Raw genomic sequence first — 24,116 nt, forward strand, 5'->3', positions numbered from 1 at the left:
GAGCTGGTACGAGGCCAAGGCGTCCATTGTTCGCGAGGCAATACGAAGTTATCTCGCCCATCCCCTCCACATCCTTCAGCCAACTGCGTAAGTCCTACCCAGATAAACGGGCTGAAGCGGTGCTGCTCCACTTTCGCCCGCGAGACCTGCGGGAAGAGTTCTACAAATTTTTCCGCGAGGTGGAAGAGGCCTACGAGATTCTTTCCCCCGACCCTTTCCTGCGCCCTTACCTGGAAGACTATCAGCGCTTGGTACAAATCTACCGGCTTCTGCGTGAGGCCTACGAGCCGCATGTGGCGGTGGACAAATCGTTCCTGCGCAAGACGGCGGAGATCGTCCAGCGTCACACACAGACGACGAGGGTCGCCAAGGCGGGCGCGGTCCATGAGATCAGCGGCGGCGCCCTGGCGGCGTTGCTGGCGCAGGAGAAGCCCGATACGGTCAAGGTCTTCAACCTGCTCAAGGCGTTCTACCGTATGGTGAATGGAAAGGGCAAGCAAGCCCCGCACCTCATCCCCATTGGCGAACGGGCCGAGGAGATCCGCCGTCGCTTCGAGGAGCGGCAAATAGAGACCAAGGAAGCCTTAGAGAAGCTGAGCCAATTGGTAGATAGCCTACGCCAGGCCGAGGCGGAGCGGGAGGAAAGCCAACTCTCGGCTGAGGCCTTTGCCGTGGAGTGGTGGCTGCGCACGCGGCAGGTCGAACCCGAGCGCGCCCGGCGCATGGCCGAGCAGATGGAAGCCGCGTTCCGCAAGCATCCGCACTGGTCGAGCAGCATGAGAGACGAACGCGAACTGCGCAAGGGGCTATATAAAGTCCTAGGGGAGCATCAGGTGGAAAACCTGGTTGAATGGGTCGAACATATTCTTAGTCTCCTTCGGAGGGCTGCCGAATGAGCGACTCCCCCTGGCAACCGTTGGAAGAAGTTATCCCTGTTGATCTCTTCCGCGCCGAGGTGCGCTTTTGGGCCGAGCGTATCGGGATTCAACCGAAGCAAGTCGTCTTGCGTCCGATGAGACGCAAATGGGGTAGTTGCTCTTCAAAGGGATGTCTCACCTTTAACCTGGAGCTTCTTTCGCAGCCAGCCAGCTTCCGGCGTGAGGTCATCATCGAGGAATTGCTCCACTTAAAGATACCGAACCACGGAAAACTGTTCCGAGCTTTGAAGATGGCTTACTTGCGAGGTCATACCACCCCATCCTGACGCAGTCAGGGTGGGGGCCCCGGTAATGCCCTTGATGGGGCCATCGAGGCCTGTGTACATCCGGTGAAGTGGCCGAGGGTACGGCAGTGTTTGCAGTTCAACGCTTCTGAGATGCCCGCTAGGCCTGCTCGAGGGCTTCCTTGCGGGTCTCCTGCGGGGGCTTTCCGGCGGGGTACTGCCCGTTGAAGCAGGCTAGGCAGACTGGCCCCCCGATGGCCTGGTAGACCCCGGCCTCGCTCAGGAAGGCCAGGGAGTCGGCCCCGATCAGGCGGCGAATCTCTTCTACCGAGTGGGTGGCCGCCACCAGCTCCTTGCGGGCTGCGGTATCGATGCCGTAGTAACAGGGGTGGCGGATGGGGGGGGCCGAGATGCGCACGTGCACCTCGAGGGCGCCCGCCGCGCGCAAGAGCTGAACGATGCGCCCCGAGGTGGTGCCCCGTACGATGGAGTCGTCCACCAGTACCACCCGCTTGCCCCGTACCACCGGGGTAGCGGTCAGCTTGAGCCGCACCTTCAGGTCGCGCATGGCCTGGGTGGGCTGAATAAAGGTGCGCCCGGCGTAGGGGTTTTTGTGCAGACCGTAGTCGAAGGGAATCCCTGAGGCCCGGCTGTAGCCAATGGCGGCCCCAATGCCCGAGTCGGGTACCGGCACCACCAGGTCGGCCTGGGCCGGGGCCTCCTGGGCCAGCACCGCACCCATGCGGATGCGGGCTGGGTGGGTTTCGATGCCATCGAGCTGGCTGTCGGCCCGGGCGAAGTAGATCCACTCGAACGCGCAGGGGGTGGGCTCGGGGGGAAGCACCTGCCAGGAGCGGAGTTCGCCCTTTTCCACCCAGACCAACTCTCCCGGGCGCACATCCCGCAGGAAACGGGCTTCCATTAGAGCCAAAGCAGGCGGTTCGGAAGCAAAGACAAAACCCCCATTGGCTAGCTGCCCAATGACCAAGGGGCGTACCCCGTGGCCGTCGCGTAGGGCCAGCACGGTCTGGCGGTCCATCAGCACCACGCTAAAGCCCCCCTGTAGCTCGCGCATGGCCCTTGCGGTAGCCTCGACCAGGTTGAGCCGGGCGTAGCGGGCGATGAGGTTGATCATGACCTCGGTGTCGTTGGTGGTTTGGAAGACCGCGCCGTCCTCCAGGAGGGCCTGGCGAATCTCTAGGGCATTGACGAAGTTGCCGTTGTGGGCGATGGCCAGAATACCCTTGGAGCTGCGCACGTTCAGGGGTTGGGCATTGAAGCGCAGGTTGGCCCCGGTGGTGGAGTAGCGAGTGTGACCGATGCCCAGGTTGGCCCCAGGGATGCGTAAGCGCTGCATACGGGCCTCGTCGAAGACCTGGGTGACCAGCCCGAGGTCTTTCTCGATGACCAGGTCTTTGCCGTTGGAAACGCAGATGCCCGCGGCCTCCTGGCCCCGGTGCTGCAGAGCAAAAAGCCCTAGCTGAAGCAGATCAGCCACCGGTAGCGGCTCGGGTGACCACAGGCCTAGCACCCCGCACTCTTCTCGCGGCTTGTCCATCATGGCAATACCTCGCGCAAGGGCTTTTCCCAGGCTGCCCGTAGGGCTTCTAGCGGCCACTCCAGCCGTTCCCTGGGCAAAAGCAGGGTGAGCCGGTCGCCCCCTACCTGGCCCAGCACCCAGTAGGAGAGGCCCCGCTCCTCTAAAGCTTCCGCCACCGCTTGTAGGTGCTCTGGGGCAATGGTAAAGAGGATACGGCTGGGGGCCTCGCCAAAGAGGAGGACTTCCCAGGGGGCCTGGCTGCGCAGTTCTACGGTGGCCCCCAGGCCGTAGGGGAAGGTCATTTCAGCCAAGGCCACCGCCAGCCCGCCTTCGGCTACGTCGTGGGCAGTACGCACCCAGCCCCGCTCGATGAACGCGCGGATGGCTGTCTGGGCCCGGGCCTCTTTGGCCAGGTCAAGCGGTGGGGGGGCGCCGGCCTCGAGGCCATGCACCACCCAAAGGTATTCCGAGCCGCCCAGGTGGCCCTCGAGCCCACCGATGAGCACGATGAGTTCACCGGGTTGGCGGAAGCCCATCTCGGCCCGACGGGCTAGGTCTGGCAGCAGTCCCACCACCCCCACCATGGGGGTAGGGGGGATGCGGTAGTGGGGGCCCTCGTTGTACAGCGAAACGTTGCCTGAGACCACCGGTAGCCCCAAGGCGTGGGAGGCCTGGGCCAGGCCCTGGATGGTCTCGGAGAGTTCAAAGTAGCCCTGGGGGGTCTCGGGGTTTCCACAGTTGAGGCCATCGGTGTAGGCCAAGGGGCGGGCCCCCACCACGCTCACGTTGCGGGTGGCCTCGGCTAGGGCGTGCATGGCTCCTAGGCGGGGGGCCAGCTTGCTGTAGCGGGGGTTGGCGTCCACCTTGACCGCGATGCCCCGCTGGGTGCCTTTGATGCGCAGAATAGCGGCATCGCCCCGGCCTGGCACCAGCACGGTGTTGGTGCCTACCTGATGGTCGTAGCGCTCGTAGATGGGGGCTCGGCTGCACAGGTTGGGGGAGGCCAGCAGGCTAAGGAGCGCCTCCTGGGGGGAGAGGGGCCGGGGTAGCCCTTCCAGAGATTGGTTGCGCCGGGCCTGGGCCTCGGGGCTTTCCGCGGCTTGGCGCAGGTAGGTGGGGGCCTCGGCCAAGGCCTGGGTGGGGACTTCGGCCACCACCTGGCCTTGGAAGCGCACCCGCAGCACCGGTTCGCTCAGGGTGTGGGCTACCGCCACCGCATCCAAGCCCCAGCGGGCAGCCAGCGCCTCGAGGTCCTTTTCCTTGCCAGGGCGGGGTACCAGTACCATCCGCTCCTGTGACTCGGAGAGCATCAGCTCCAAAGGGTTCATGCCGCTCTCGCGCCGGGGTACCCGGTCGAGGTCGAGCTCGAGGCCTAGCCCCGACTTATGGGCCAGCTCGGCCAGCGAGGAGGTGAGCCCCGCGGCCCCCATGTCCTGTACGCCTTCGACCAGGTCCTGCCGGATGGCCTCGAGGGTTAGCTCCAAGGTCAGCTTGCCCAGAAAGGGGTCGCCTACCTGCACACTAGGGCGCTTGGACTGGTTTTCCTCTTCCAGCTCCTCCGAGGCAAAGGCGGCCCCCCCAATGCCGTCGCGTCCGGTTTTGGAGCCCACATAGTACACCGGGCGGGAGAGGGAGGCCCGGCTCCGTTTGAGCTCCTCTACCCGCAGTAGCCCCACGCACATGGCGTTGACCAGGGGATTGTCCTGGTAGTCGGGGTGGAAGTAGACCTCCCCCCCTACCGTGGGCACCCCGATGGCGTTGCCGTAGTGGGCGATGCCCGAGACCACCCCTTGCACCAGGTAGCGGGTGCGGGCCTCTTCCAGTCGGCCAAAGCGCAGCGAGTTGAGCAAGGCAATGGGCCGGGCCCCCATGGCCACGATGTCGCGGATGATACCGCCTACACCGGTGGCTGCGCCCTGGAAGGGTTCCACCGCCGAAGGGTGGTTGTGGCTTTCGATTTTGAAGGCCACGGCCCAACCTTCGCCGACCTCCACCACGCCGGCATTCTCCCCTGGCCCCTGCAACACCGCTGGGCCTTCCTTGGGCAGCAGCTTGAGCAGGGGGCGGGAGTTTTTGTAGCCGCAGTGCTCGCTCCACATGACCTTGAACAGGTAAAGCTCCAGCCGGTTGGGTTCCCGTCCCAGCCGGCGCACAATTTCCCGGTATTCCTCCAGCGGGATGCCGGTCTCTTTGAGGAGGGGATTGAGGGTTTCTTCCATCACAGCGCCTTGGGGGGTTGGCCCACAACCCCCTCGAGGAGAGCCAAGAGTTCTTTGTGGTTGCCAATGCGGGCGGTAGGCTCGGGCTGGCCGTTGCGGTGGGTGTGCCCGGTGTAGAGAACGGCCCAAGGATAGCCAGTGCTAAAGGCCCCGGCGATGTCGGTGCGGGGGATGTCGCCGATATGCAGGGCTTCCTGAGGGCTGGCCCCCATCTCCTCCAGGGCAGCCAGGAAGGCCTCGGCCTTGGGTTTGACCACCCCGGTTTCGTCGGAGAAGGAAAAACCGCTGAAAAGGTCGTGCAGCTTATGACGCTTGAGGTGTTCGCGCAGGACGCGCCCGGTGGAGATGCTGGTGTCGGAGACGATGCCCAGGGTATAGCGCTGGGCCAGCTTGGGTAGGGTCTCCAGCACCCCTGGCAAGGGGATGAGCTGGCCTTCCAGGCTGGCCTCCACGATGCGTTGGGTGGTCAGGGCGATGTGGCCCTCGTCGTAAGGGAGGCCCAGATAGGCGAAGATGCGGGTTACCCGGTCGAAAGGGGTCATGACCTGCTCGGCGTACCAGGCGGTATCGAAATCCAAAGCGGCCTGGCGCCAAGCCTCCATCACCGCGTCGATCTCTACCGCCACCCCCGCCTCAGAGGCCGCGTCCAGCAGAATCTCGGTGCGGCGTTCTTTGATAGGCCCGGCAAACTCCGGGCCTTCGGTGAAGAGGGTGCCCCAGAAATCGAAGGTAATGGCTTTTACTTTCATACGACCTCCTTCACAAACCAACCACGGCCAAGGCCTGTTTCAGGCTTTCAAACAGGCTTCGACCATCGCTGCTGCCCAGGGTTTCCTCTAGGGCGCGCTCGGGGTGGGGCATCATGCCCAGCACGTTGCCCTGCTGGTTGACGATGCCGGCGATGTCGTTTAGAGCGCCGTTAGGATTGTAGCCCTCTTTGGGGCCTTCTGGGGGAGGAGCGTAGCGGAAGACCACCTGGCGGTTTTCCTCTAGCTGCTGCAAGGTTTGGTTGTCGGCGTAGTAGCGTCCCTCGGCGTGGGCGATGGGCAGGCGCAGAAGCTGGCCGGGGGCGTAGCCTTGGGTAAAAGGCAGGTCAGTGCGCTCGAGGCGAACATAGACCTCCTTGCAGGTGAAGTGGAGGTTGGTATTGGCCAGCAAGGCCCCCGGCAGCAAGCCCGCCTCGGTGAGCACTTGGAAGCCATTGCAGATGCCCAGTACCGGGTAGCCTTGCCGGGCCAGTTGGCGCACTGCCCGCATCACTGGGGAGAACTTGGCCAGGGCCCCGGCCCGCAGGTAGTCGCCATAGGAGAACCCCCCCGGCAGCACCACTGCGGCGAAACCCTCCAGGCTATCTTGGCTGTGCCAGACCAGCTCCGCCTTTAGCCCCACCTGCTCCAGGGCCCAAAGGGTGTCCAGGTCGCAATTGGAGCCTGGAAACTGCACCACCGCCACCTTCATGGCTGCTCCTTGAGGCTTTCCACCACGAAGACTTCCATGACCGGGTTGGCCAGGGCATTCCCAATGGCCTGGGCCTGGGCCTGGGCGCTTTGCGCGTCGGGGGCCTCGAGGGTCATCTCCAGCACCCGTCCTACCCGCACGTCCTGCACAGCAAAGCCCTGCCCTTGCAACACCCCCTCTACCGCCCGGCCCTGAGGGTCCAGGATGCCTTCCTTGAGTTCGATCAGAATGGTGGCGTGGTACCTCATGCGGCCTCCACCCGGCGCAGCACCTCGCGATAGGCTTCCTCCACCCCGCCTAGGTCGCGGCGGAAGCGGTCTTTGTCCATTTTTTCCCCGCTTTGCATCTCCCACAGGCGCATGGTATCGGGCGAGAGTTCGTCGGCCAGCACAATCGCGCCGCGTTCGTCGGTGGGATGCAGGAGCTTGCCAAACTCGAGCTTGAAGTCAACAAGCTCGAGGTTGCGCTGGGCAAAATAGTCCTTGAGCAAACGGTTGACCTGCAAAGCCAGCTCCTTAATTCGGGCCAGCTCACTGCCGCTTACCAGCCCCAGCGCCAGCGCAGCATCATCGTAGATGAGCGGATCCCCCAGGGCATCGTTTTTGAGGGAAAACTCTACCAACGGATAGGGCAAGGCCTGCCCCTCTTCCACCCCGTAGCGCCGGGCAAAGCTGCCCGCAGCGCGGTTGCGCACGATGACCTCCAGGGGCACGATTTTTACCTCCCGCACCAGCATCTCCCGCTCGGAAAGCAAACGCAGAAAGTGAGTGGGGATACCCTGGGCCTCGAGGTAGCGGAATAGGGTGGCGGAGATGCGGTTGTTGATGGCGCCTTTGCCCTCGATAACCCCCCGCTTCTGCCCGTTGAAGGCGGTGGCCTCGTCTTTGAAGTAGACCCGCAGGGTGCCGGCCTCAGGGCCGGGGTAGATGACCTTGGCTTTGCCCTCGTAGCGCTTCTCCATGCTTACTCCATAGTACCGCAGCCGAAGGGTTCATAGGCCGAAGCGGGCGTAGATGGCCTCCACGTGCCGTAGGAAGTAGCCGGGGTCGAAGGCTTGGGCCAGGGCCTCTCCCTTGAGGGGACAGGCGGGGTCGGCCTCGAGCAAGTCCTGTAGGCTCGAGCCCTCTTCCCAGGCCCGTAGCGCGTTGCGCTGCACCACCTCATAGGCCGCCTGGCGCTCCAGGCCCGCCTCGATGAGCAGGCCCAGGACCCGCTGGGAGAAGACCAGCCCTCGGGTGAGGTACAGGTTTTGTTGAACGCGGGCCTCGTAGACCACCAACCCCCCTAGCACCCGCTCCAGCCGGCGCAGCATGTAGTGGGCCAGGGTGGTGCTGTCGGGCAGGATGACCCGCTCCACCGAGCTGTGGGAGATGTCGCGCTCGTGCCACAAGGCGATGTTTTCCAAAGCGGCCTGTAGGTTGGCCCGCAGCAGCCGGGCCAGGCCAGAGAGGTTTTCCAGCGCTACCGGGTTTTTCTTGTGCGGCATGGAAGAGGAGCCGGTCTGCTTATAGGCAAAGGGTTCCTGGGTCTCCAGCACCTCGGTGCGCTGGAGGTGGCGCAGCTCCACCGCGATGCGCTCGAGGTTGGCCCCCAGGATGGCCAGGGCCGCCAGAAGCTCGGCGTGGCGGTCGCGCGGCACCACCTGGGTGGAGACCGGCTCCACGCCCAGGCCCAGCCGCTCAGCCACGTAGGCCTCGAGGGCTGGCTCGAGGTGGGCGTAGTTGCCCACCGAGCCGGAGAGCATGGCTACCCCGATGCTCGAGCGGGCCTGGGCCAGCCGCTTTTTGTCCCGCAGCAAGGCAGCGTAAAAGGCCAGAAAGCGCAGACCAAAGCTGGTGGGCTCGGCATGAACGCCGTGGGTGCGCCCCACCGCAGGCAGGTTTCGGTATCGCTGGGCCAGCGCTTTCAAGCGCTCGAGTACCGGCTCTAAGGCAGCCTCGATCAGGCCCATTGCCTCGAAGAGTAGGAGGTTTTGCGCTGTATCCACCACATCGCTGCTGGTCAGGCCCAGATGCAGCCAGCGGGCTAGCTCGGCCTGGCCGGTCCACTCCACCAAAGCCCGGGTAAAGGCCACGATGTCGTGCCGGGTTTCTTCCTCTATCTCTTCCACCCGCCGGGCAAAGCTGGCGTCAATCGGTTTTTGCGCCAGGGCTGCACGCAGCCGCTGGGTGGTTCCGGAGGGCACCTGGCCCAGCTTTTCCCAGCCTTCCAGGGCTAGGGCTTCCACCTCGGCCCAGGCCTGGTACTTGCGGTGCTCGCTCCACAAAGCCTGCATCTCGGGGGTTTGATAGCGGGCAATCATGGGGGTTCTCCTGGGAAGACACAAAAGCGCTCATTTGGGCGATGCTCCAACCGCTACGCAGGAAACGGTGGGCTGCCCCACCTCTATAGGGGCAAGCCTATCATGCCCCCCAAGGGGGGGCAACCCAGCGAACTCGCTTTGTTTTCCCGCGGATCGTTTAGAGAAGAGGGGGTGTGGGGGGCTATACGCCCCCGGTGTTCAAACTGGGCCTTGCGCCGGGCCCGGCGCAATAGACCCCCCTCGTCCACCGCAGGGGGACATAACATGTCGGGCAGCAGATATGCTATCGTATGCATGTGCCCCAGGAGTGCACCACACGCCATTCGCATTACAACCTGAACTACCATCAAGTACCGCAGACACCTTTTTCATGGCGCAGTGCGGGAAAGCATGCCCGACCACGCTCACATCTTCGTGTCTGGGTCCCCTCGGACGTGGCGGAGATTCAGAAGGGCGTATCGGCCCGGCGCATTGTGCAAGAGTTTCCGAAGCTACGGCGGGGCAAGGGTTTTAACAGGCAACAGTCATCTGTTGACGCCCTCCTTCTACGTGGGCAGCGCTGGGAACATCTCGGCTGGGGTGATAGAGCGCTACATCGAGTCCCAGCGCAGCCAGTGGATGACGATGCGTAAAGCCTTCAAGTATCGTCTGTACCCCACCAAACCCCAGGCCCGCGACCTGGAGCGCACCCTCTTTCTGTGCCGCCAGCTGTACAACGCGGCCTTGCAGGAGCGTAGAGATGCCTACCGCAAGGCAGGGGTGAGTCTCACCTACTACCAGCAGAAGCGAAGCTTGCCGGAGATACGCACCGAGTTACTCGAGTACAAAGGGGTGCACTCTCAGGTGTTGCAAAACGTTATCGAGCGGGTAGACCTGGCCTTCCAGGGCTTCTTCCGCCGGGTCAAGCATGGGGAGAACCCAGGCTATCCCCGCTTCAAGGGGCAGGGGCGCTACGACAGCTTCACCTTCCCCCAGGCCGGGACGACCGGGGTCAAGCTCCAGAAAGACGGGAAGCGGGTGCTCCTCTACGGGATTGGCTCGGTGAAGGTCAAACTCCACCGGCCTTTAGAGGGGAGGTTGAAGACTGCCACGGTCAAACGGGAAGCTGAACACTGGTACATCGTCTTCGTTTGCGAGGTCGAGCCCAAACCGCTCCCTCCAAACGAGGAGACCATCGGGATAGACCTGGGCACCAATCCCCACTTCCTGGTTACCTCCGAGGGGGAGATGGTCGAAGCCCCCCGCTATTTTCAGAAGGCGCAGGCCAAGCTCGCCCCCGCCCAACGTTCCCTTTCCAGGAAGAAGCGGAGCAGTAACCGCCGTAAGGAGGCCAGAAAACGGGTGGCTGCCCTCCACCGAAAAATCGCCAACCAACGTAGGGACTTCCACCACAAGCTGGCCCGGAGGCTGGTCAAGCAATATGGCACCATCGTCCACGAGAACCTGAACATCGAGGGCCTGGCTCGCTCTTGCGCTGCCAAAGGTGTACAGGATGCAGGCTGGGCGCAATTTCTTTCAATCCTCGCCTACAAAGCGGCGGAGGCTGGTAGGCGGGTCATCGCCGTAGACCCAAAATATACGAGCCAGGCCTGCCCCACTTGCGGCCACCGGGAGAGACGCCCGCTGTGGGTACGGGTGTATACCTGCCCGGGGTGCGGGGCGCACCTGCACCGGGATGTGGCGGCTGCACAAAACGTCCTGGCTAGGGCCTGGACGGGGCCTTCGGGGGTAGCCATACCATGCCCGAGGAGCCCTGGACTCTAGTCCGGGGAGTCGTCACGATTTTCTTGTGATTCGTGCGGTCTTGTTCGATGTGGGCGACACCCTGATTCTGGGCCACCCGAGGTTCTGGCTTCTACCCCTTTTAGAGGCCCGGGGGCTGATTCACAAAGCCGATTTGAGCCGGCTACCCCAGGCCATGCGCGAGGCCTATGCCCACTATGCCGAGCACCATATGCAAGCTACCGACGAGGCCCGTGCCCTTGCGTTCTGGCGGGGCTTTCACTGGGAGGTTATGAACGGGATTGGCCTGGGGCGTTATGCCGAGGAGGTGGCGGACTACCTAAGCCAGAACTGGCAAAGCCCTGAGGTTTGGCCCCTGGTGCCGGGGGCCAAGGAGGTGCTGGCCGAGCTGCGGGCGCGGGGGTTCAGGCTGGGGGTGGTTTCCAACTGGGACTGGACACTGCCTGGGGTGTTGCGGGCGGTGGGACTGGCTGGGTTTTTCGACTACATCGGGGTTTCTGCCCTGGAAGGGGTAGCCAAACCCGACCCGCGCTTTTTTCATATAGTCCTCGAGGCTTTGGCGGTAGCCCCTTGGGAGGCCATTCACATCGGCGACTCAGAGGACGACCTGGAGGGGGCCAAGGCGGCGGGGGTGAAGCCTATTCTCTTCGATCCCTATCGGCAAAACCCCCAGGCCGTGGGCGAACTGGCCTGGGTGGTGGCCTACCTGGACGGCCACCACTCTTGACGCGCAGTCCCGGAGCCTGCAGACTGCCCATATGAGCCTTCGCAAAGCCATCTGGGGCGACAAGTTTGCGGCCATCGAGCAGAGCCTGCTCGAGGTAGACCCCGACCTATACGCCTATATCCGCGACTTCGCCTACGAGGAGGTGTTGGCCCGCCCCGGCCTCGACCTAAAGACCCGGGAGCTTTTGGCCATCACCAGCCTGATTGCCCTGGGGGCGCCTAAGGAAATCGCCACCCATCTGGAAGGGGCTTTGCGCAACGGGGCTACCGAGCAGGAAATCCGCGAGACCATCCTCCAGTCGGCCCTGTTTGTGGGTTTTCCCAGGGCCCTGGGGGCCATGAAAACCTTCCACAGCCTGCTGCGTAAGCGCCGGGCTTCTGGTGTGTGATTCAGCCTGGGGCGGGGGCCAGCTCGAGGTAGGCCAGGGCCTTTTGAGCCGCACTCCGCCCCGTGCGAATCACCTCCGGCAGCCCCACCCCCTGGTAGGCTGCGCCGGCTAGGTAGAGCCCAGGGAGGTCTTCGGCCTGTAGGGCTGCAGCGACCCGCTCCTGGTGCCCTACGGTGTAGCGCGGCAGCCCCTCTTTCCAGCGGAAGACCCAGGTGCGAACCGGTGAGGGTACCCGGCCCCACAGCCGGCGGAGGTCGGCCAGGGCCATCTCCACTAGCTGGCGTTCGTCGGCCTCTAGGCCGGAGAAGTAGGCCCGTACCAGGGCGTAGCCTTCTGGGGTACGAAGAGGCCACTTCTGGTCGCTCCAGGTGAAGCCGCGCACCCGGAAGCCAGCCCCAGCGGCCATCAGCATGCCGTGGCCTTTGCGGGGGGGGATCTGCTCGCGGGGAAAAGCTAGGTTAACGGTGGCCGAGTCGGCGTAGGGAATCTGCTCCAGGGCAGCGGCAGCGCTGGGGTGAAGGGGCTTTAGCAGCCGGGCGCTGACCTGAGCGGGGGTGGCCAGCACCACGGCATCGGCCTGAAGGGTACCTAGAGGGGTGTGCACCCGCCAGCTTTGGGCTTGCTCGAGGGCTTCTACCGGGCTGGATAGCTGAATGTCTACCCCTTCTAGATGGGCCTCTAGGGCCTCGACCAGCCGGCCCAACCCGCCCAGAAGGGAGGCGAAGAGGCCGCCGGTCTCGCGGCTGTCTCGCTGGCGGCGCTGCTGGATGGCCCCCCGGATCAGGCTGCCGTGGGTTTGCTCCAGGGCCTTGAGCTGGGGAAAAGCAGCCAGGGTGGAAAGCTCATAGGGGTCGCCGCCGTAGATGCCCCCAGTGAGGGGGGCCACCAGCCGTTCCCAGGCCTGTCGGCCCAGCCGCCGCACCATGAAGGCCCCGAAGGCCTCGTCGCCTGGGGGGCCTTTGGGTAGCCAGCACTCAAGGGCCGCCCGGGCCTTACCCAAAGGGCTTAGCAAAGGGCTTTTGGCTAGGGCCCAAAGGTCGCCCGGCACCACCATCTGCAAGCCGGGGGGGATGGGCTGGGCTTGCTGGCCGTCGTGGATGAGGGCTGAGGGGTGGGCGGGCAGGGTGCTGACCACCTCTTTTTCCAGCCCCAGCTCGCGCATGAGTTCCAGGGCCCAGGGTTTGTAGCGCACCACCGCGTCGGGTCCCCCCTCCAGCACGAAGCCCTCCTCCCGCACGGTAGCCACCTTACCTCCCAGCCGCGGGCTGGCCTCGAGCAGAGTAATCCGCAGGGGGGGGGCTAGACGGCGGGCCTGGTAGGCCGCGGCCAGCCCCGCTACCCCTCCGCCCACAATCACCAGATGGGCCACTGGGCCACCTCCCGAGAAAGCCAGGTTTTAGCTGTGGGCCAACCCTTCATAATTTCGCCTCGCCAGATATGGGCCAAGGGTGTTGCTGGGGTGGTATCAAGCAACGGGCTTTTGCGTCCAGGCCGCCCACTCTCTGAGCACCAGATCGCGCAGTACCTCGATGTAGTCCGGCTCGGCGTTGAGGCTGCGGGTACGCAGCAGGCGCAGGCCCAGCCGGGCGGCGGTATTCTGGGCCTCGTAGTCCAGGTCGTAGAAAACCTCGAGGTGATCGGAAGGAAAGCCCACCGCGGTCACCACCACCTCGCCAAACCCCTGGGCCGCGGCGGCCTCCAGTCGCTCGTTCACATCCGGCCCAATCCAGGGCTCCGGAGTGCGGCCAGCCGACTGCCAGGCGGTGTCCCAGTGGGCCAGACCCAAAGTGGCCGCTACCCGGGCCGCGGTCTCCCGCACCTGGGCCTGGTAGCGCCCATCCTGGGCCGAGCGCTCGGGGATGGAGTGGGCGGTGAAAAGGAAAAGGGCCTGGCTGGGTTGGCGCAGCCGCCAGAGCTGCTCGGCCACCCGCTGGGCCAGGGCCTGGATGTAGCTGGGGTGGTCGTGGTAGGCCTCCACCAAGCGGAAGGCAAAGGGATGGCCTAGCTCGGCCAGAGCCGCCTCCACCTTTTCCCTGTACTCGGCGATGCTACGGGCCGAGTAGTGGGGGGCGGCCACGATACCCACGGCCTGTTTGACCCCATCCTCGGCCATGGCCCGCACCGCCTCGGCGATGAAGGGGTGCCAGTGCTTGGTGCCCAGGTAGACCCGGGCCGGGCCCCGTACCCGGGGGCCGGGGGAGGCCTGGAAGGGTTTGGGGTAAAGGGGCAGCGTGGCGTTGAGGGCGGCCTCGAGGCGCACCGCCTGGGCGTAGGTAATCTCGCTCAGGGGGCTCCGCCCGATCAGGTGGTAGCGCTCTTCCAACTCCTGCAGAAGCTCGGGGCTGGGGGGACGGCCCCGGCGGATGTCGGTGTAGTAGGGGGCGATCTCTTCCCGCCGGTAAGGGGTGCCATAAGCCATCAGCAGTACGTTCACGCCAGGTCCTCCAGAATCTCGCGGATGCCCTTTTGGGCACAGGTGAACATGGGGGTATCGCGCAGGGTGTACTGGCTGGCCTCGGTGAAGCGCAGGCGGTGTACCAGGTCCACAAACTCCTGGGGGTAGTTGGAGTCGAAGGCCACCACGAACTCCTGGTCGTCGATGCCATAGGAGTAGGAGGTGTTGAGGGTTACCCCGGTGAACGGGGCCGAGACGTAGATGTGCTCGTCCATCATGCCCTGGCGGGCCTGGGGCGAGAGGTCGTACCAGCTTCGGGTTTTGACAAAGGGGTAGACGAAGAGATACTTCCCCTGCCCCGGCAGAAGCTGAACCCCTTCACCTTCGGGGTTGAAGCGGTCGACGTAGATGGAGCGCTTTTGCATGGAGAGGAAGCTGTAGGGCTGGCGCAGGTAGCCGGCCAGGCGGGTGTGGTTGAGTTCCCGCTGCATGGCCTGGAAGTCCTGCACGTCGAAGCTGATGCGCCACAGCATGAAGTCGGCGTCGGCCCGCAGGCCCACCAGGCTGTAGGTGCGCAGGATAAAGCCCTGACCCCGGCTGGCCCAGGCCTGGCAGACCTGGGCAAACTCCTCTTTGGCTGCTTCTATCTCCTCCCGGGGCAATCGGCGGAATTCCGGCTCGAGCTTGAAGAAAGCGTAGTTCATGAACTGGCGCTTGGCCTGGTCGGGGGCCTTGCGCGAGATCAGGCCAGCGGGGTCGAGGTCCACCATGCGACGGGTTTCCTTTTCCTTATATTCACGGGGTTCCATCTACCAGCTCCTTTCGGGGAAATTGCTGAACGGTCTCTACTAGAAAGGCCACGTGCTCGGGAGGGGTGGTGCGTAGGAGGCCATGGCCCAGGTTGAAGATATGGGCCCCACCCAGGCCGGCCTCCAGCACCCGCCGGGCTTCTCGGGCGATAGTGGCCGGGGGGGCTAGGAGCACGCTGGGGTCGAGGTTCCCCTGCAGGGTGCGGCCAGGGAACAAGGGCCGCAGCCTATTCAGGGGGGTTCGCCAGTCCACGCTCAGCACCTCGCAGGGCAGTTCGGCCATGGCCGGGTAGAGGTGGGCTGCCCCTACTGCCAGGTAGATGCGGGGCAGGCCTAGCCCGGCCAGGCCCTTGAGGATGCGCCGGTTGTAGGGTAGGCCGAAGCGGCGATAGAGGGCTTCATCTAAAAGGCCCGCCCAGGTATCGAACACCTGCAAGGCTTGGGCCCCAGCCTGGGCCTGAAGCCGCAGGTAGCGCAGGGTGAGTTCGCTCAGTTTCTCCAGGAGGTGCTCGGCCAGCCCTGGCTCGCTATGCAAAAAGGCCCGGAAGACCTCGTAGTCCTTTGAACCGGCCCCTTGCACCAGGTAAGCCGCCAAGGTCAAGGGGGCCCCGGCGAAGCCAATCAGGGCTACCTGCGGGGGTAGCTCCCGCCTGACCAGGCGGATGGCCTGGGCCACGAAGGGGGCGATGGCCTCGGCCTCGGGGAGGTGCAAAGCCTCAATCTGGGCCTGGGTGCGCACTGGCTCAGCCACCACCGGGCCGGGGTTGAAGGCCACCTCTAGCCCCATGGCGGGCAGCGGGGTCATGATGTCGCTGAAGAGGATGGCCGCATCCAAAGGGAAGCGGCGCAGCGGCTGGAGGGTGATCTCGGCGGCCAGCTCAGGGGTGCGCACCATCTCCCAGAAGCTGGCCCGGGCTTTAATGGCCCGGTACTCCGGCAGGTAGCGGCCCGCCTGGCGCATCAGCCAGAGGGGGGCCCGAGGGGTGTTCTCGCCCCAGGCCGCACGCAGGAAGAGGGAAGGGTGGGGGTTCATGGCTCCTTGTCCTTGGGTTCAGGGGTGGGGGTGAAGCGGTAGCCTACCCCCCAGACGGTGTGAAAGTGCACTGGGTGTTGCGGGTCGGGCTCGAACAGCCGACGCAGGCGCACCACGAAGTTGTCGATGGTGCGGCTGCTGGGGTAGACCTCCTGGCCCCAGACCCGGTCGAGAATCTCGTCGCGGCTGACCACCTCTCCCGCCCGCTCGATGAACAGCCGCAGGATGGCCAGCTCGCGCTCGCTCAGGGGCTCCTTGCGGCCGTCTTTGAGGTGGGCAGTCCAGCTTGCGAAGTCGATGCGGTGGCCGGCGAAGTGGTAGCTGGGGGCAGTGCGGGTCTGGGCCCGGCGGCGCAGCAGGTTTTGCACCCGCAGCAAGAACTCCGGCAGGTGGAAGGGTTTGCCCAGGTAGTCGTCGCCACCCACCCGCAAGCCCTCCACCCGCTCCTCGGGCTGGCCCCGGGCGGAAAGGAAGAGCACCGGGGTGGTGTAGCCCAAAGCGCGCATCCGGCGGCAGACCTCGAGCCCATCGAGCCGGGGTAGCATCACGTCCAGCACCACCAGGTCGGGCTCCAGGGCCTGCCAGCGCTCCAGGGCTTGGGCCCCATCGCGGGCGATGCTCACCGCCAGCCCCTCGGCCTCGAGGTTGTCGGCCAAGGCCTGGGCCAGCGCGGGCTCGTCTTCCACCACCAGTACCTGGGGCTTCAAGCGGGGCTCCTTTCCGGCTGGGCCTCGGGGAGGGGCTGGGCTAAGGGCAGGCGCAGCACGAAGCGGGCCCCTTGGGGTAGGGCCTGGGCCTCCACGCTTCCCCCCATTAGCTCGCTGATGGCCCGCACCAGGTAGAGGCCCAGGCCCAGGCCGCGGGTGTGGCGGGTTTGCTCCTCGCCTGCCCGGTAGAAGGGCTCAAAAATCTGCTGAATCTGGCCGCGGGGCAGGCCCACCCCCCGGTCTTCTACCTCCAGCCGGGCCCGATGCCCTTCGCTTTTGACCCGTATCCAGATGGGTTTTTCCGCCTGGGGGCTATACTTCACCGCATTGTCCAACAGGTTGGAAAGCACCAAGCCAAAGGCCTCGGGGTCGAGGTCAACCGGTACCGGCTGGGGGCTGGGCTCGAAGTGAAGCCGCGCGCCGCGGGCCTCGAGCACCCCCTTTTGCCGATTCAGACAGTGCTCAACCACCTGGTTCAAATCCTGCCGCTCGGGCCGAACCTGGCCCAAGCCCTGGCTGAGCCTCGAGGTGGCCAGCAACCGCTCCGAGAGCTCCTCCAATCGGTCAATCTCCTGGCTCATGTGCTCCAGGTAGCGGCGCTGTTTTTCCACGGGCAGTTCGCGCAAGAGCAGGGTCTGCACCAGCAGGCGCAGGGTGCTGAGGGGGGTGCGGAACTCATGGCTGGCGGCCAGCAGGAAGTTCTGCTGCCGGCGCTTGTACTCCTGCTCGCGCCGTAGGCTTTGGGCGATGATTAAGAGGCCCAGTAGCATGACCAGCAAAAAGACCGGCACCTCAAAAGCCAGCATGCGCAGGTGCCGCATCTGCTCTGCCCGGTAGGCGGCCAGCCGCTCGGGGCGCACATAGACCCGCTCCCCCTCGACCTCGAGGTGGGGGAAGGCCTGACGCAGCTCCTGGCGCAGCGCCCCTCGCTGCTCGGGCTGGGTGGCCGCCCAAAGCCGCTGCACCAGGGCGGCTTCCTGCAGCCAGGCGGTACCCGCGTACTCCAGGTTCTGCTGGATATACTGCCGCTGGAAGAGCATCCACCAGACCACCTGGGCCACCAGGAAGAGCACCACCAGCCCGAAGGCCAGCCAGACCCAGTTTCGCCGCAACCAGCCCACCTCCACCTCCTTCAAATCCAGCCCTGGGCCAAGGCTTCCTGAGCGTGGTAGCTGATGATTAGGTCGGCCCCTGCCCGCTTGATAGCCAGCAAGGTTTCACGCACCGCCCGGCCCTCGTCCAGAACCCCGGCCCGGGCCGCCGCCTTGAGCATGGCATACTCCCCGCTGACGTTGTAGGCTACCAAGGGAAGCTGGGTGCGGGGGCGCAGCCGGGCCAGGATGTCCAGGTAGGCCAGGGCTGGCTTAACCATCAGCAGGTCGGCCCCCTCGGCCTCATCCAGCTCGGCCTCCCGCAGGGCCTCCCGGGCGTTGCGCACGTCCATCTGGTAGGTGGCACGGTCCCCGAAGCTGGGGGCGCTGTGGGCGGCTTCGCGGAAGGGGCCATAGAAGGCGCTGGCGTACTTGACCGCGTAGGAGAGGATGCCCACCTGGCTGTGGCCGTGCCGGTCTAGGGCCTGGCGCAGATAGCCTACCCGCCCGTCCATCATGTCTGAAGGGGCCACGAAGTCGGCCCCGGCCTCGGCGTGGGCCAAAGCCATGGCCGCCAGGTGGCGCAGCGAGGCGTCGTTGTCGATCTGCACCCCGCGGGGGGTTTCCCTGAGCACCCCGCAGTGGCCATGGGTGGTGTGGCCGCAGAGGCAGACGTCGGTATAGAGCACCACCGCTTCGCCAAAGGCTTCCCGTGCGGCCCGCAGGGCGCTGGGCACCGGCCCTTGGGGGTCGGCGGCGCTCTGGCCTAGGGGGTCTTTGGCGCTTTCCGGTAGCACGCCGAACAGAAGGGCCGAGCGCAGGCCCTGCTCGAGCGCAGCCTCGAGAGCCGGCAGAAAGCGATCCACACTCAAGCGGGCTACACCGGGCAGGGCGGGGATGGGTTCTTCAATCTGGCGCCCAGGCACCACGAAGAAAGGTACGATGAAATCGCTAGGCAAAAGCCGGGTTTCGGCTAGGCTATCGCGCAGGGCCGGGCTGGCCCGCAGACGGCGGGGGCGCTTGGGCAAAACGGGGTCGTCCAGAGGCGGGCTTTGGGAGTTTTTTAGCTCGAGCACGCTTCACCTCGCAGCTGAAGAACTGTCTGCAAAATGCCTTCCGGGCTGGGATGAGCCACCTGGGTGTGGGGCCAGCCTCGTTCCAGGAGGGCTTGGGCGGTGGTGGGACCCAGGGCCAGGGCGTGGCTTTGTCTTCCAATGGATTCAGGCACGGCCTCCACCGCCGAAGGGCTGGCCAGAAGCAGTAGGTCGGGGGCGGGAAGGGTGGCAGGCCAGGGCTGGGGTAGGGTCTCGTAGACCACCACGCTGCGCACCTGGTAGCCGGCCTGGGTCAGGCGCTGGGCCAGGGTGGGCCGGGCCTGGGCCCCCAGGGGCAGCCCCACCCAGCCAAAGGGGCGCCGGGCCAGGAAAGCCTCGGCCAGGCTAAGGGCATGGCCCTCGGGGGCTACCAGCACCACCCGTCCTCCGGCGGCCTCGAGGGCGGCCTGGGTGGCCGGCCCCACGGCCCCTAGCCAGCGCTCGGCCAAGGAGGCCCCCAGCGCCTGTACGGCTTGTACCGCGGCCACGCTGGTGAATAGCCACCAGCGGCAAGGTTCCAAAGGAGAGAGGTCGGCCTGGGGTAGGGGCTGGGTGCGCACCAGGGGGACCCGCCAGACCTCCAAGCCCAAAGCCTCGAGCTGGGCCTCTAGGCCTTCCAGACGGCCTTCGGACTGGGTCAGGGCGATTCGCATGGAGCCACCTCCGGATGGTGTTGGCGTATTTGTTGAAAAACCGCCTCCGCCACGGCCTGGGGGCTGGGGGCCTGGGCCTGGTACTGCTGGCCACCGTACCAGGCCAAAAGCTCCAGGCCCCCGGCCACCCTTCGGGCATAGGCCCCCAGGGCGAGCTGGCACCCTCCAGCCAGCCGGGCCATCAGGCCCCGCTCGGCGGCCACGCAGGCCTGGGTCGGGGGGTCGTTTAGGGGTTGCAGCAGGGTTTGCAGCTGGCGGTCTTCGGCGCGGCACTCCAGGGCTAGGGCCCCTTGGGCCGGAGCCGGCACCAGCTCCTCAGGTTCCAAGAGCCGGGTGTGAAAGGCCGATAGGGCCAGCCCCAGCCGCCGCACCCCCGCATGGGCCAACAGGATGGCCTGGTACTCCCCCCGGGCCAGCTTGTCCACCCGGGTCGGCACGTTGCCCCGCAGCTCGGCTAGCTGCAAATCCGGGCGCATCTGCCGTAGCTGGGCCTGTCGGCGTATGGCGCTGCTACCTAGGCGGGCCCCGGGACATAGCGGCAGGGGTTCCTGGGGGTTCCAGGCCTCGGGGCGGATCAGCAGCAGCTCACGGGGGTCTTCGCGGGGGGGGATGGCCGCCACCACCAGGCCAGGGGGGCTGGCACTGGGCAGGTCTTTGTGGGAGTGCACCGCCAGATCGGCGGCACCCGTCAGCACCGCTTCTTGAATGGCTTTGGTGAAGAAACCCTGGCCCTGCATCTGGGCAAAAGGGCGATGCTCCCGGTCACCCTGGGTTTCCACCACCACCAGCTCCACCCGTGCGCCTTGGGCCTCGAGCTGGCCCTTGACCCACTCTGCCTGCCATAAGGCCAGCCGGCTCCCCCGGGTGGCCAGGCGCACCTTAGGCATGGGGCCCCTCCAGCCCGGCGGCCTGCAGGAAGTCCAGGGCCGCCCCGGCCCCGTGTTTGCGGGCCAGGCCCCGCAGGCCCTTGACCGGGAAATGGGCAAAGCGGTGAGCCAACCGCTCCAACAGCTCGGGCTCGAGCAGCTCGCCCACAGCTTCCTCCAGGGTGCGCCGGTAGGCTGCCCGCAGGCTCTGGATGGCCGGGGCGATGGCCCGTTCGGCCCAGGCAGCTAGGGCCTCTTCCAGCTCTTCAGCGATGATGCGCTCGGCCTGGGCCAGGTGGGCTTGTAGCCGGGCCCGCCGGGCCTCGCCCAGCCGGCGCAGGGCCTCGAGGTTCAGCAGGTGGGCCGGGTGGCCTTCCAAAGGGGCCACATTCTGCGGTAGCCCAAGGTCCACCACTACCCGCAGCCCCGGCTGGCCTTGCAGGAAGGCTGGGCCGATCAGGTGCTCCACCGGGGTAGCCGCCACCAGTCCGTCCAGGGGGGGTGGGGCTTTTAGGAAGGCTTCTAGCCCCATGGCTTCCGCCCCCAGCTCGGCGGCCAGGGCTTGGGCCTTGTCCAGGCTGCGGTTCACCAGAAGCAGGTGAATCTGGGGGTTTTCCGCCAGGCTGATGGCGGCCAGGCGGCCCATCTGACCCACCCCCAGCACCGCCACCCGGGCCGGGGTAGGCAGGTGGGCCTCGAGCGCGGGCCGGGCCAGGCTAAAGAGCGAGGTGTGGGCCGGGGCCAGCGGTACCTCTCGCCGCACCCGCTTGGCTGTGCGCAAAGCTTGCTGGAAGGCGAAGCTGGTCAGCGGCCCCACCGTGCCCTGTTGGCGGGCCTCCTCGAAGGCCTGGCGTACCTGTTGCATGATCTGATCCTCGCCGGGGTTGAGCGAGTCCAGCGAGGCCGCTACCCGGCAGAGGTGTTCCAGGGCCGCCTCGCCGACGAAAGCGTAGCCCCGGGGAAGCCCAGGGGGCAGGAGCTCCTGCCGCAGGGTCTCCAGGCTCAGGCCAGGGGGCAAGGCCAGCACCAGTTCGGCCCGGTTGCAGGTCAGCAGGGGTACCCCCTCGGGTACCCGCGGGGAGGGCCAGGCCTGCTGCAGCCAGGCTGTCCAGGCCTCGAGGGCCTGGGTGCCCTGGCGTCGTTGTGAGGTTCCGATTAGCGCCAACCGCTCCATTCGCTAACCATAATCAATAACGAAAAACCGCTGATGAGTGTCACAAATCTGTCAGAGTCAGGGCGGGCTTCCCTGCGAGATCAAGTCTGTCCCAAGCCTGGAGTACGTTTATCCTTGGCTCCGGGGTGGCCTGCTGGTAGGCTTTCGTTTTTTGCAAGATCCCTTGCGGCTCCCGGGACACAGTGCTAAGGTGGCCCCCATGAAAACCCAACGCTCAGAGGAGCTTTTCGCCCGGGCCCAGCAGCTCATCCCTGGGGGGGTCAACTCGCCGGTACGGGCTTTTCGCGCTGTGGGAGGTACTCCCCGCTTTATGGCCCGGGCCCAGGGGGCCTACCTGTGGGATGCCGATGGCAGCCGGCTGCTGGACTACGTGGGTTCCTGGGGGCCGATGATTCTGGGGCACAACCATCCCCAGGTGCTGGCCGCCATCCAGGAGGCTGTGCAGGAAGGCCTGAGCTACGGGGCCCCTACCGAACGCGAGGTACGGCTGGCCGAGCGAATTCTGGCCGCCTACCCCAGTTGCCAGAGGGTGCGCCTGGTCTCCAGCGGCACTGAAGCCACCATGAGTGCCTTGCGTCTGGCCCGTGGCTATACCGGGCGCGAGCTTATCGTCAAGTTTCGTGGCAACTACCACGGCCACGCTGACAGCCTGCTGGTGCAGGCCGGTTCGGGCCTGCTTACCGCAGGTGGAGGAACGGCCCAGAGCGCTCCTTCCAGTGCGGGGGTACCTCCGGCTTTTGCTGAGCGTACCCTGGTGGCCGACTACAACGACCCTGAGGGCCTCGAGGCCCTCTTTGCTGCTCGGGGGGAGGAGATTGCTGCGGTCATCTTCGAGCCAGTGGTGGGCAACGCCGGGGTGTTGGTGCCCACACCGGCTTTCCTGGAGGCGCTCCACCGCCTGACCCGGCAGTACGGGGCCCTGCTGATTGCCGACGAGGTAATGACCGGTTTCCGCTTAGCCCCGGGTGGGGCGGTGGAATTGCTGGACCTGAAGCCCGACCTGGTTTGCTGGGGTAAGGTAATTGGCGGAGGTCTGCCGGTGGGCGCTTATGGCGGACGGGCCGAGATCATGGAGATGGTGGCCCCCAGCGGCCCGGTCTACCAGGCCGGCACCCTGAGCGGCAACCCGGTGGCTATGGCCGCGGGGCTGGCTACCCTGGAGGCTCTGGCCCAGGACCCGCCCTACGCCCGGCTCGAGGCCTACGGTGCGGCTTTGGAGCAGGGTCTTAGGGAAATCTTTACCCAGGCTGGGGTGCCAGTGGCCATCAACCGGGTAGGCTCGATGATTACGGTCTTTTTCCGCCCAGGGCCGGTGCACACCTATGCCGAGGCGGTGGCCTCCGATACCGAGGCCTTCAAGCGCTTCTTCCACGGCCTGCTAGAGCGCGGGGTCTACTGGCCCCCCAGCCAGTTCGAAGCGGCCTTCATCTCGGCTGCCCACGGGCCAAGGGAACTCGAGCGTACCCTAGAAGCCGTGCGCGATGTATATTTGGGCTAAAAAGAAACCAACTGGGCTGAAGCCACGCTGCCTGTGCAGGTTGTGCAGTAAAAATGGTGCATACGTCATCAGTATGGCCGTTATATGCCCGGTTAGTCCTTGCTTTGTGTAAGGTGAGCAGGGAAAGCCGTACATTTGTCGAAAAAATGTATGACGCTTATACTATGCCCCAGGCGCACAGCGCCTTTGGAGGTTCGCATGAGAGCAAAAGCCCTTTTTTTCATCGGTCTGCTGCTGGCCGGATTAGCCCTGGCCCAGCCGCGCACCAACCTGCGCTTTACCCTGGACTTTGCCTTCCAGGGGCCTCAGGCTCCCTTCCTCTTGGCCTTGGATAAGGGCTACTACGCCGCCGAGGGGCTCAACGTGACCATTGACCGGGGCTTTGGCTCAGCCGACGCGATTAGCCGTATTGCTGCTGGTAACTATGAGATGGGCTTTGCCGACATCAACTCCCTCATCGAGTTCAATGTGCGTAACCCCAGCAACCAACTGCTAGCGGTGTTCATGGTTTACAACACCACCCCAGCGGCGGTCTTCGCCCTCAAGGGTAGGGGCATCAGCCGGCCTGCTGATCTAGTGGGCAAGACCCTAGCCGCACCAGCGGGCGACGCGGGGCGGCGGCTTTTCCCGGTTTTTGCCGAGGCCACCGGGATAGATGCCAGCCGGGTCAACTTTATCAACGTGGACGTTCCCCTGCGGGAGCCTACCCTAGTACGGGGCCAGGCCGATGCCATCACCGGTTTTTACTTTACCTCGCTGCTCAATCTTAAGAATCTGGGGGTCAAACCGGAGGACCTGGTGGTTCTGAAGTACGCTGATTTTACCCAGGACCTCTACGGTAACGCCGTGGTGGTGCGGCGCGACTTTGCCCAGGCCAACCCGCAGGCGGTTGCAGCTTTCCTGCGGGCGCTGGTGCGGGGTTTCAAGGACGTCATTGCCAACCCAGACGAGGGTATCGCTGCGGTCAAGCGCCGCGATGGCCTGATTAACGAAGCCCTCGAGCGCGAACGCCTGGTGTTGGCCTTCAACTCCCACGTGCTGACCGCCGATAGCCGGGCTTTTGGGCTGGGCTCGGTACGGCGCGAGCGGATGGAGCGCAATATCCAGGCGGTAAGCAAGGCTTTTGGCCTGCCCGCTACCCTGCGGCTTGAGCAGCTTTGGACCGACCGCTTTTTGCCACCCATTGCCGAACGCCGGGTGACCGGCTCACTGCGCTAGGTAGGTGTGCTAAGCTAGGGGACACCGGCTAGGGGAGGC

The 24,116-nt window shown here is 65.4% G+C and carries 24 protein-coding genes; 7 read left to right on the forward strand and 17 right to left on the reverse strand.

Annotation, left to right across the window (positions count from 1 at the left end; genetic code table 11):
- Positions 1-119 precede the first annotated feature (119 nt).
- Positions 120-896, forward strand: a complete 777-nt coding sequence (locus tag G552_RS14775; protein ID WP_036270296.1) for an HsdR family type I site-specific deoxyribonuclease — start codon at positions 120-122, stop codon at positions 894-896.
- Positions 893-1,204, forward strand: coding sequence for a M48 metallopeptidase family protein (locus G552_RS14780; protein WP_036270297.1), 312 nt, complete (start codon positions 893-895; stop codon positions 1,202-1,204). Before G552_RS14775 ends, G552_RS14780 begins: the two co-directional genes overlap by 4 nt.
- A gap of 118 nt (positions 1,205-1,322) precedes the next feature.
- Here G552_RS14780 and purF read toward each other — a convergent pair whose 3' ends face one another.
- From purF to purB, 7 genes are read right to left on the reverse strand one after another with little or no spacing between them, the layout of a single operon-like run.
- Complete coding sequence (gene purF, locus G552_RS0104940) at positions 1,323-2,720, reverse strand: amidophosphoribosyltransferase (protein ID WP_027882023.1); 1,398 nt, start codon at positions 2,718-2,720, stop codon at positions 1,323-1,325.
- On the reverse strand, positions 2,720-4,921 hold the full coding sequence (gene purL, locus G552_RS0104945; protein ID WP_027882024.1) for a phosphoribosylformylglycinamidine synthase subunit PurL: 2,202 nt from the start codon (positions 4,919-4,921) through the stop codon (positions 2,720-2,722). Before purL ends, purF begins: the two co-directional genes overlap by 1 nt.
- On the reverse strand, positions 4,921-5,670 hold the full coding sequence (locus G552_RS0104950; protein ID WP_027882025.1) for an HAD family hydrolase: 750 nt from the start codon (positions 5,668-5,670) through the stop codon (positions 4,921-4,923). Before G552_RS0104950 ends, purL begins: the two co-directional genes overlap by 1 nt.
- A gap of 10 nt (positions 5,671-5,680) precedes the next feature.
- Complete coding sequence (gene purQ, locus G552_RS0104955; protein WP_027882026.1) at positions 5,681-6,379, reverse strand: phosphoribosylformylglycinamidine synthase subunit PurQ; 699 nt, start codon at positions 6,377-6,379, stop codon at positions 5,681-5,683.
- Positions 6,376-6,627: a phosphoribosylformylglycinamidine synthase subunit PurS gene (purS, locus tag G552_RS0104960; protein WP_027882027.1), complete on the reverse strand. Its 252-nt coding sequence runs from the start codon at positions 6,625-6,627 to the stop codon at positions 6,376-6,378. The genes purQ and purS overlap by 4 nt, the downstream gene beginning before the upstream one ends.
- The gene (gene purC, locus G552_RS0104965) at positions 6,624-7,340 is read right to left on the reverse strand and encodes a phosphoribosylaminoimidazolesuccinocarboxamide synthase (RefSeq protein ID WP_027882028.1); all 717 of its coding nucleotides are present in this window, start codon (positions 7,338-7,340) and stop codon (positions 6,624-6,626) included. The genes purS and purC overlap by 4 nt, the downstream gene beginning before the upstream one ends.
- Before the next feature lie 30 nt (positions 7,341-7,370).
- On the reverse strand, positions 7,371-8,681 hold the full coding sequence (purB, locus tag G552_RS0104970) for an adenylosuccinate lyase (RefSeq protein ID WP_027882029.1): 1,311 nt from the start codon (positions 8,679-8,681) through the stop codon (positions 7,371-7,373).
- Between the two features lie 531 nt (positions 8,682-9,212).
- Between purB and G552_RS0104980 the strand changes: the two genes are divergently transcribed.
- From G552_RS0104980 to G552_RS0104990, 3 genes are read left to right on the forward strand one after another with little or no spacing between them, the layout of a single operon-like run.
- On the forward strand, positions 9,213-10,445 hold the full coding sequence (locus tag G552_RS0104980) for an RNA-guided endonuclease InsQ/TnpB family protein (protein WP_245575116.1): 1,233 nt from the start codon (positions 9,213-9,215) through the stop codon (positions 10,443-10,445).
- A 25-nt stretch (positions 10,446-10,470) separates the two neighbouring features.
- A complete protein-coding gene (locus G552_RS0104985; protein WP_027882031.1) occupies positions 10,471-11,151 on the forward strand; it encodes an HAD family hydrolase in 681 nt (226 codons plus the stop codon).
- A gap of 31 nt (positions 11,152-11,182) precedes the next feature.
- Positions 11,183-11,539 (forward strand): carboxymuconolactone decarboxylase family protein, encoded by a 357-nt coding sequence (locus tag G552_RS0104990; protein ID WP_027882032.1) that lies wholly within the window; start codon positions 11,183-11,185, stop codon positions 11,537-11,539.
- Between the two features lies 1 nt (position 11,540).
- Here the strand turns inward: G552_RS0104990 and hemG are convergent, their stop codons facing one another.
- The 10 genes from hemG to G552_RS0105040 form a co-directional block, all read right to left on the reverse strand.
- Positions 11,541-12,908: a protoporphyrinogen oxidase gene (gene hemG, locus G552_RS0104995; RefSeq protein WP_027882033.1), complete on the reverse strand. Its 1,368-nt coding sequence runs from the start codon at positions 12,906-12,908 to the stop codon at positions 11,541-11,543.
- Between the two features lie 96 nt (positions 12,909-13,004).
- Positions 13,005-13,973: a ferrochelatase gene (gene hemH / locus G552_RS0105000; RefSeq protein WP_027882034.1), complete on the reverse strand. Its 969-nt coding sequence runs from the start codon at positions 13,971-13,973 to the stop codon at positions 13,005-13,007.
- A complete protein-coding gene (locus tag G552_RS0105005; RefSeq protein WP_027882035.1) occupies positions 13,970-14,743 on the reverse strand; it encodes a chlorite dismutase family protein in 774 nt (257 codons plus the stop codon). Before G552_RS0105005 ends, hemH begins: the two co-directional genes overlap by 4 nt.
- Positions 14,730-15,776 (reverse strand): uroporphyrinogen decarboxylase, encoded by a 1,047-nt coding sequence (gene hemE, locus G552_RS0105010; protein WP_027882036.1) that lies wholly within the window; start codon positions 15,774-15,776, stop codon positions 14,730-14,732. Before hemE ends, G552_RS0105005 begins: the two co-directional genes overlap by 14 nt.
- Entirely contained in the window at positions 15,773-16,483 is a 711-nt protein-coding gene (locus G552_RS0105015; protein ID WP_027882037.1) for a response regulator transcription factor, read from the reverse strand. The genes hemE and G552_RS0105015 overlap by 4 nt, the downstream gene beginning before the upstream one ends.
- A complete protein-coding gene (locus G552_RS0105020; RefSeq protein ID WP_245575117.1) occupies positions 16,480-17,604 on the reverse strand; it encodes a sensor histidine kinase in 1,125 nt (374 codons plus the stop codon). Before G552_RS0105020 ends, G552_RS0105015 begins: the two co-directional genes overlap by 4 nt.
- Positions 17,605-17,615: 11 nt before the next feature.
- Positions 17,616-18,650 (reverse strand): porphobilinogen synthase, encoded by a 1,035-nt coding sequence (gene hemB / locus G552_RS0105025; protein WP_051195684.1) that lies wholly within the window; start codon positions 18,648-18,650, stop codon positions 17,616-17,618.
- Positions 18,638-19,321, reverse strand: coding sequence for a uroporphyrinogen-III synthase (locus G552_RS0105030; RefSeq protein WP_027882040.1), 684 nt, complete (start codon positions 19,319-19,321; stop codon positions 18,638-18,640). Before G552_RS0105030 ends, hemB begins: the two co-directional genes overlap by 13 nt.
- Positions 19,306-20,208 carry a hydroxymethylbilane synthase gene (gene hemC / locus G552_RS0105035; protein WP_027882041.1) on the reverse strand — a complete coding sequence of 301 codons (903 nt, stop codon included), beginning with the start codon at positions 20,206-20,208 and terminating at the stop codon, positions 19,306-19,308. Before hemC ends, G552_RS0105030 begins: the two co-directional genes overlap by 16 nt.
- Entirely contained in the window at positions 20,201-21,361 is a 1,161-nt protein-coding gene (locus G552_RS0105040) for a Rossmann-fold NAD(P)-binding domain-containing protein (RefSeq protein ID WP_027882042.1), read from the reverse strand. Before G552_RS0105040 ends, hemC begins: the two co-directional genes overlap by 8 nt.
- Before the next feature lie 199 nt (positions 21,362-21,560).
- On the opposite strand from G552_RS0105040, the gene hemL reads away from it, so the two are divergent.
- Positions 21,561-22,859: a glutamate-1-semialdehyde 2,1-aminomutase gene (hemL, locus tag G552_RS0105045; protein WP_027882043.1), complete on the forward strand. Its 1,299-nt coding sequence runs from the start codon at positions 21,561-21,563 to the stop codon at positions 22,857-22,859.
- Between the two features lie 198 nt (positions 22,860-23,057).
- On the forward strand, positions 23,058-24,077 hold the full coding sequence (locus G552_RS0105050) for an ABC transporter substrate-binding protein (RefSeq protein ID WP_027882044.1): 1,020 nt from the start codon (positions 23,058-23,060) through the stop codon (positions 24,075-24,077).
- Positions 24,078-24,116: the final 39 nt, after the last annotated feature.

This window comes from Meiothermus rufus DSM 22234, assembly GCF_000423425.1.
Taxonomy (GTDB): Bacteria; Deinococcota; Deinococci; order Deinococcales; family Thermaceae; genus Meiothermus; species Meiothermus rufus.

What these genes read in the sequence shown, in the direction of transcription:
- purL (WP_027882024.1), bottom strand. Translation starts at nt 4,921, where the DNA reads ATGGAAGAAACCCTCAATCCCCTCCTCAAAGAGACCGGCATCCCGCTG.
- purC (WP_027882028.1), bottom strand. Translation starts at nt 7,340, where the DNA reads ATGGAGAAGCGCTACGAGGGCAAAGCCAAGGTCATCTACCCCGGCCCT.
- purQ (WP_027882026.1), bottom strand. Translation starts at nt 6,379, where the DNA reads ATGAAGGTGGCGGTGGTGCAGTTTCCAGGCTCCAATTGCGACCTGGAC.
- G552_RS0104990 (WP_027882032.1), top strand. Translation starts at nt 11,183, where the DNA reads ATGAGCCTTCGCAAAGCCATCTGGGGCGACAAGTTTGCGGCCATCGAG.
- purS (WP_027882027.1), bottom strand. Translation starts at nt 6,627, where the DNA reads ATGAGGTACCACGCCACCATTCTGATCGAACTCAAGGAAGGCATCCTG.
- G552_RS0104950 (WP_027882025.1), bottom strand. Translation starts at nt 5,670, where the DNA reads ATGAAAGTAAAAGCCATTACCTTCGATTTCTGGGGCACCCTCTTCACC.
- G552_RS0105005 (WP_027882035.1), bottom strand. Translation starts at nt 14,743, where the DNA reads ATGGAACCCCGTGAATATAAGGAAAAGGAAACCCGTCGCATGGTGGAC.
- G552_RS14780 (WP_036270297.1), top strand. Translation starts at nt 893, where the DNA reads ATGAGCGACTCCCCCTGGCAACCGTTGGAAGAAGTTATCCCTGTTGAT.
- purF (WP_027882023.1), bottom strand. Translation starts at nt 2,720, where the DNA reads ATGGACAAGCCGCGAGAAGAGTGCGGGGTGCTAGGCCTGTGGTCACCC.
- purB (WP_027882029.1), bottom strand. Translation starts at nt 8,681, where the DNA reads ATGATTGCCCGCTATCAAACCCCCGAGATGCAGGCTTTGTGGAGCGAG.
- hemL (WP_027882043.1), top strand. Translation starts at nt 21,561, where the DNA reads ATGAAAACCCAACGCTCAGAGGAGCTTTTCGCCCGGGCCCAGCAGCTC.
- G552_RS0105040 (WP_027882042.1), bottom strand. Translation starts at nt 21,361, where the DNA reads ATGGAGCGGTTGGCGCTAATCGGAACCTCACAACGACGCCAGGGCACC.
- G552_RS0105050 (WP_027882044.1), top strand. Translation starts at nt 23,058, where the DNA reads ATGAGAGCAAAAGCCCTTTTTTTCATCGGTCTGCTGCTGGCCGGATTA.
- hemC (WP_027882041.1), bottom strand. Translation starts at nt 20,208, where the DNA reads ATGCCTAAGGTGCGCCTGGCCACCCGGGGGAGCCGGCTGGCCTTATGG.
- G552_RS0105030 (WP_027882040.1), bottom strand. Translation starts at nt 19,321, where the DNA reads ATGCGAATCGCCCTGACCCAGTCCGAAGGCCGTCTGGAAGGCCTAGAG.
- hemE (WP_027882036.1), bottom strand. Translation starts at nt 15,776, where the DNA reads ATGAACCCCCACCCTTCCCTCTTCCTGCGTGCGGCCTGGGGCGAGAAC.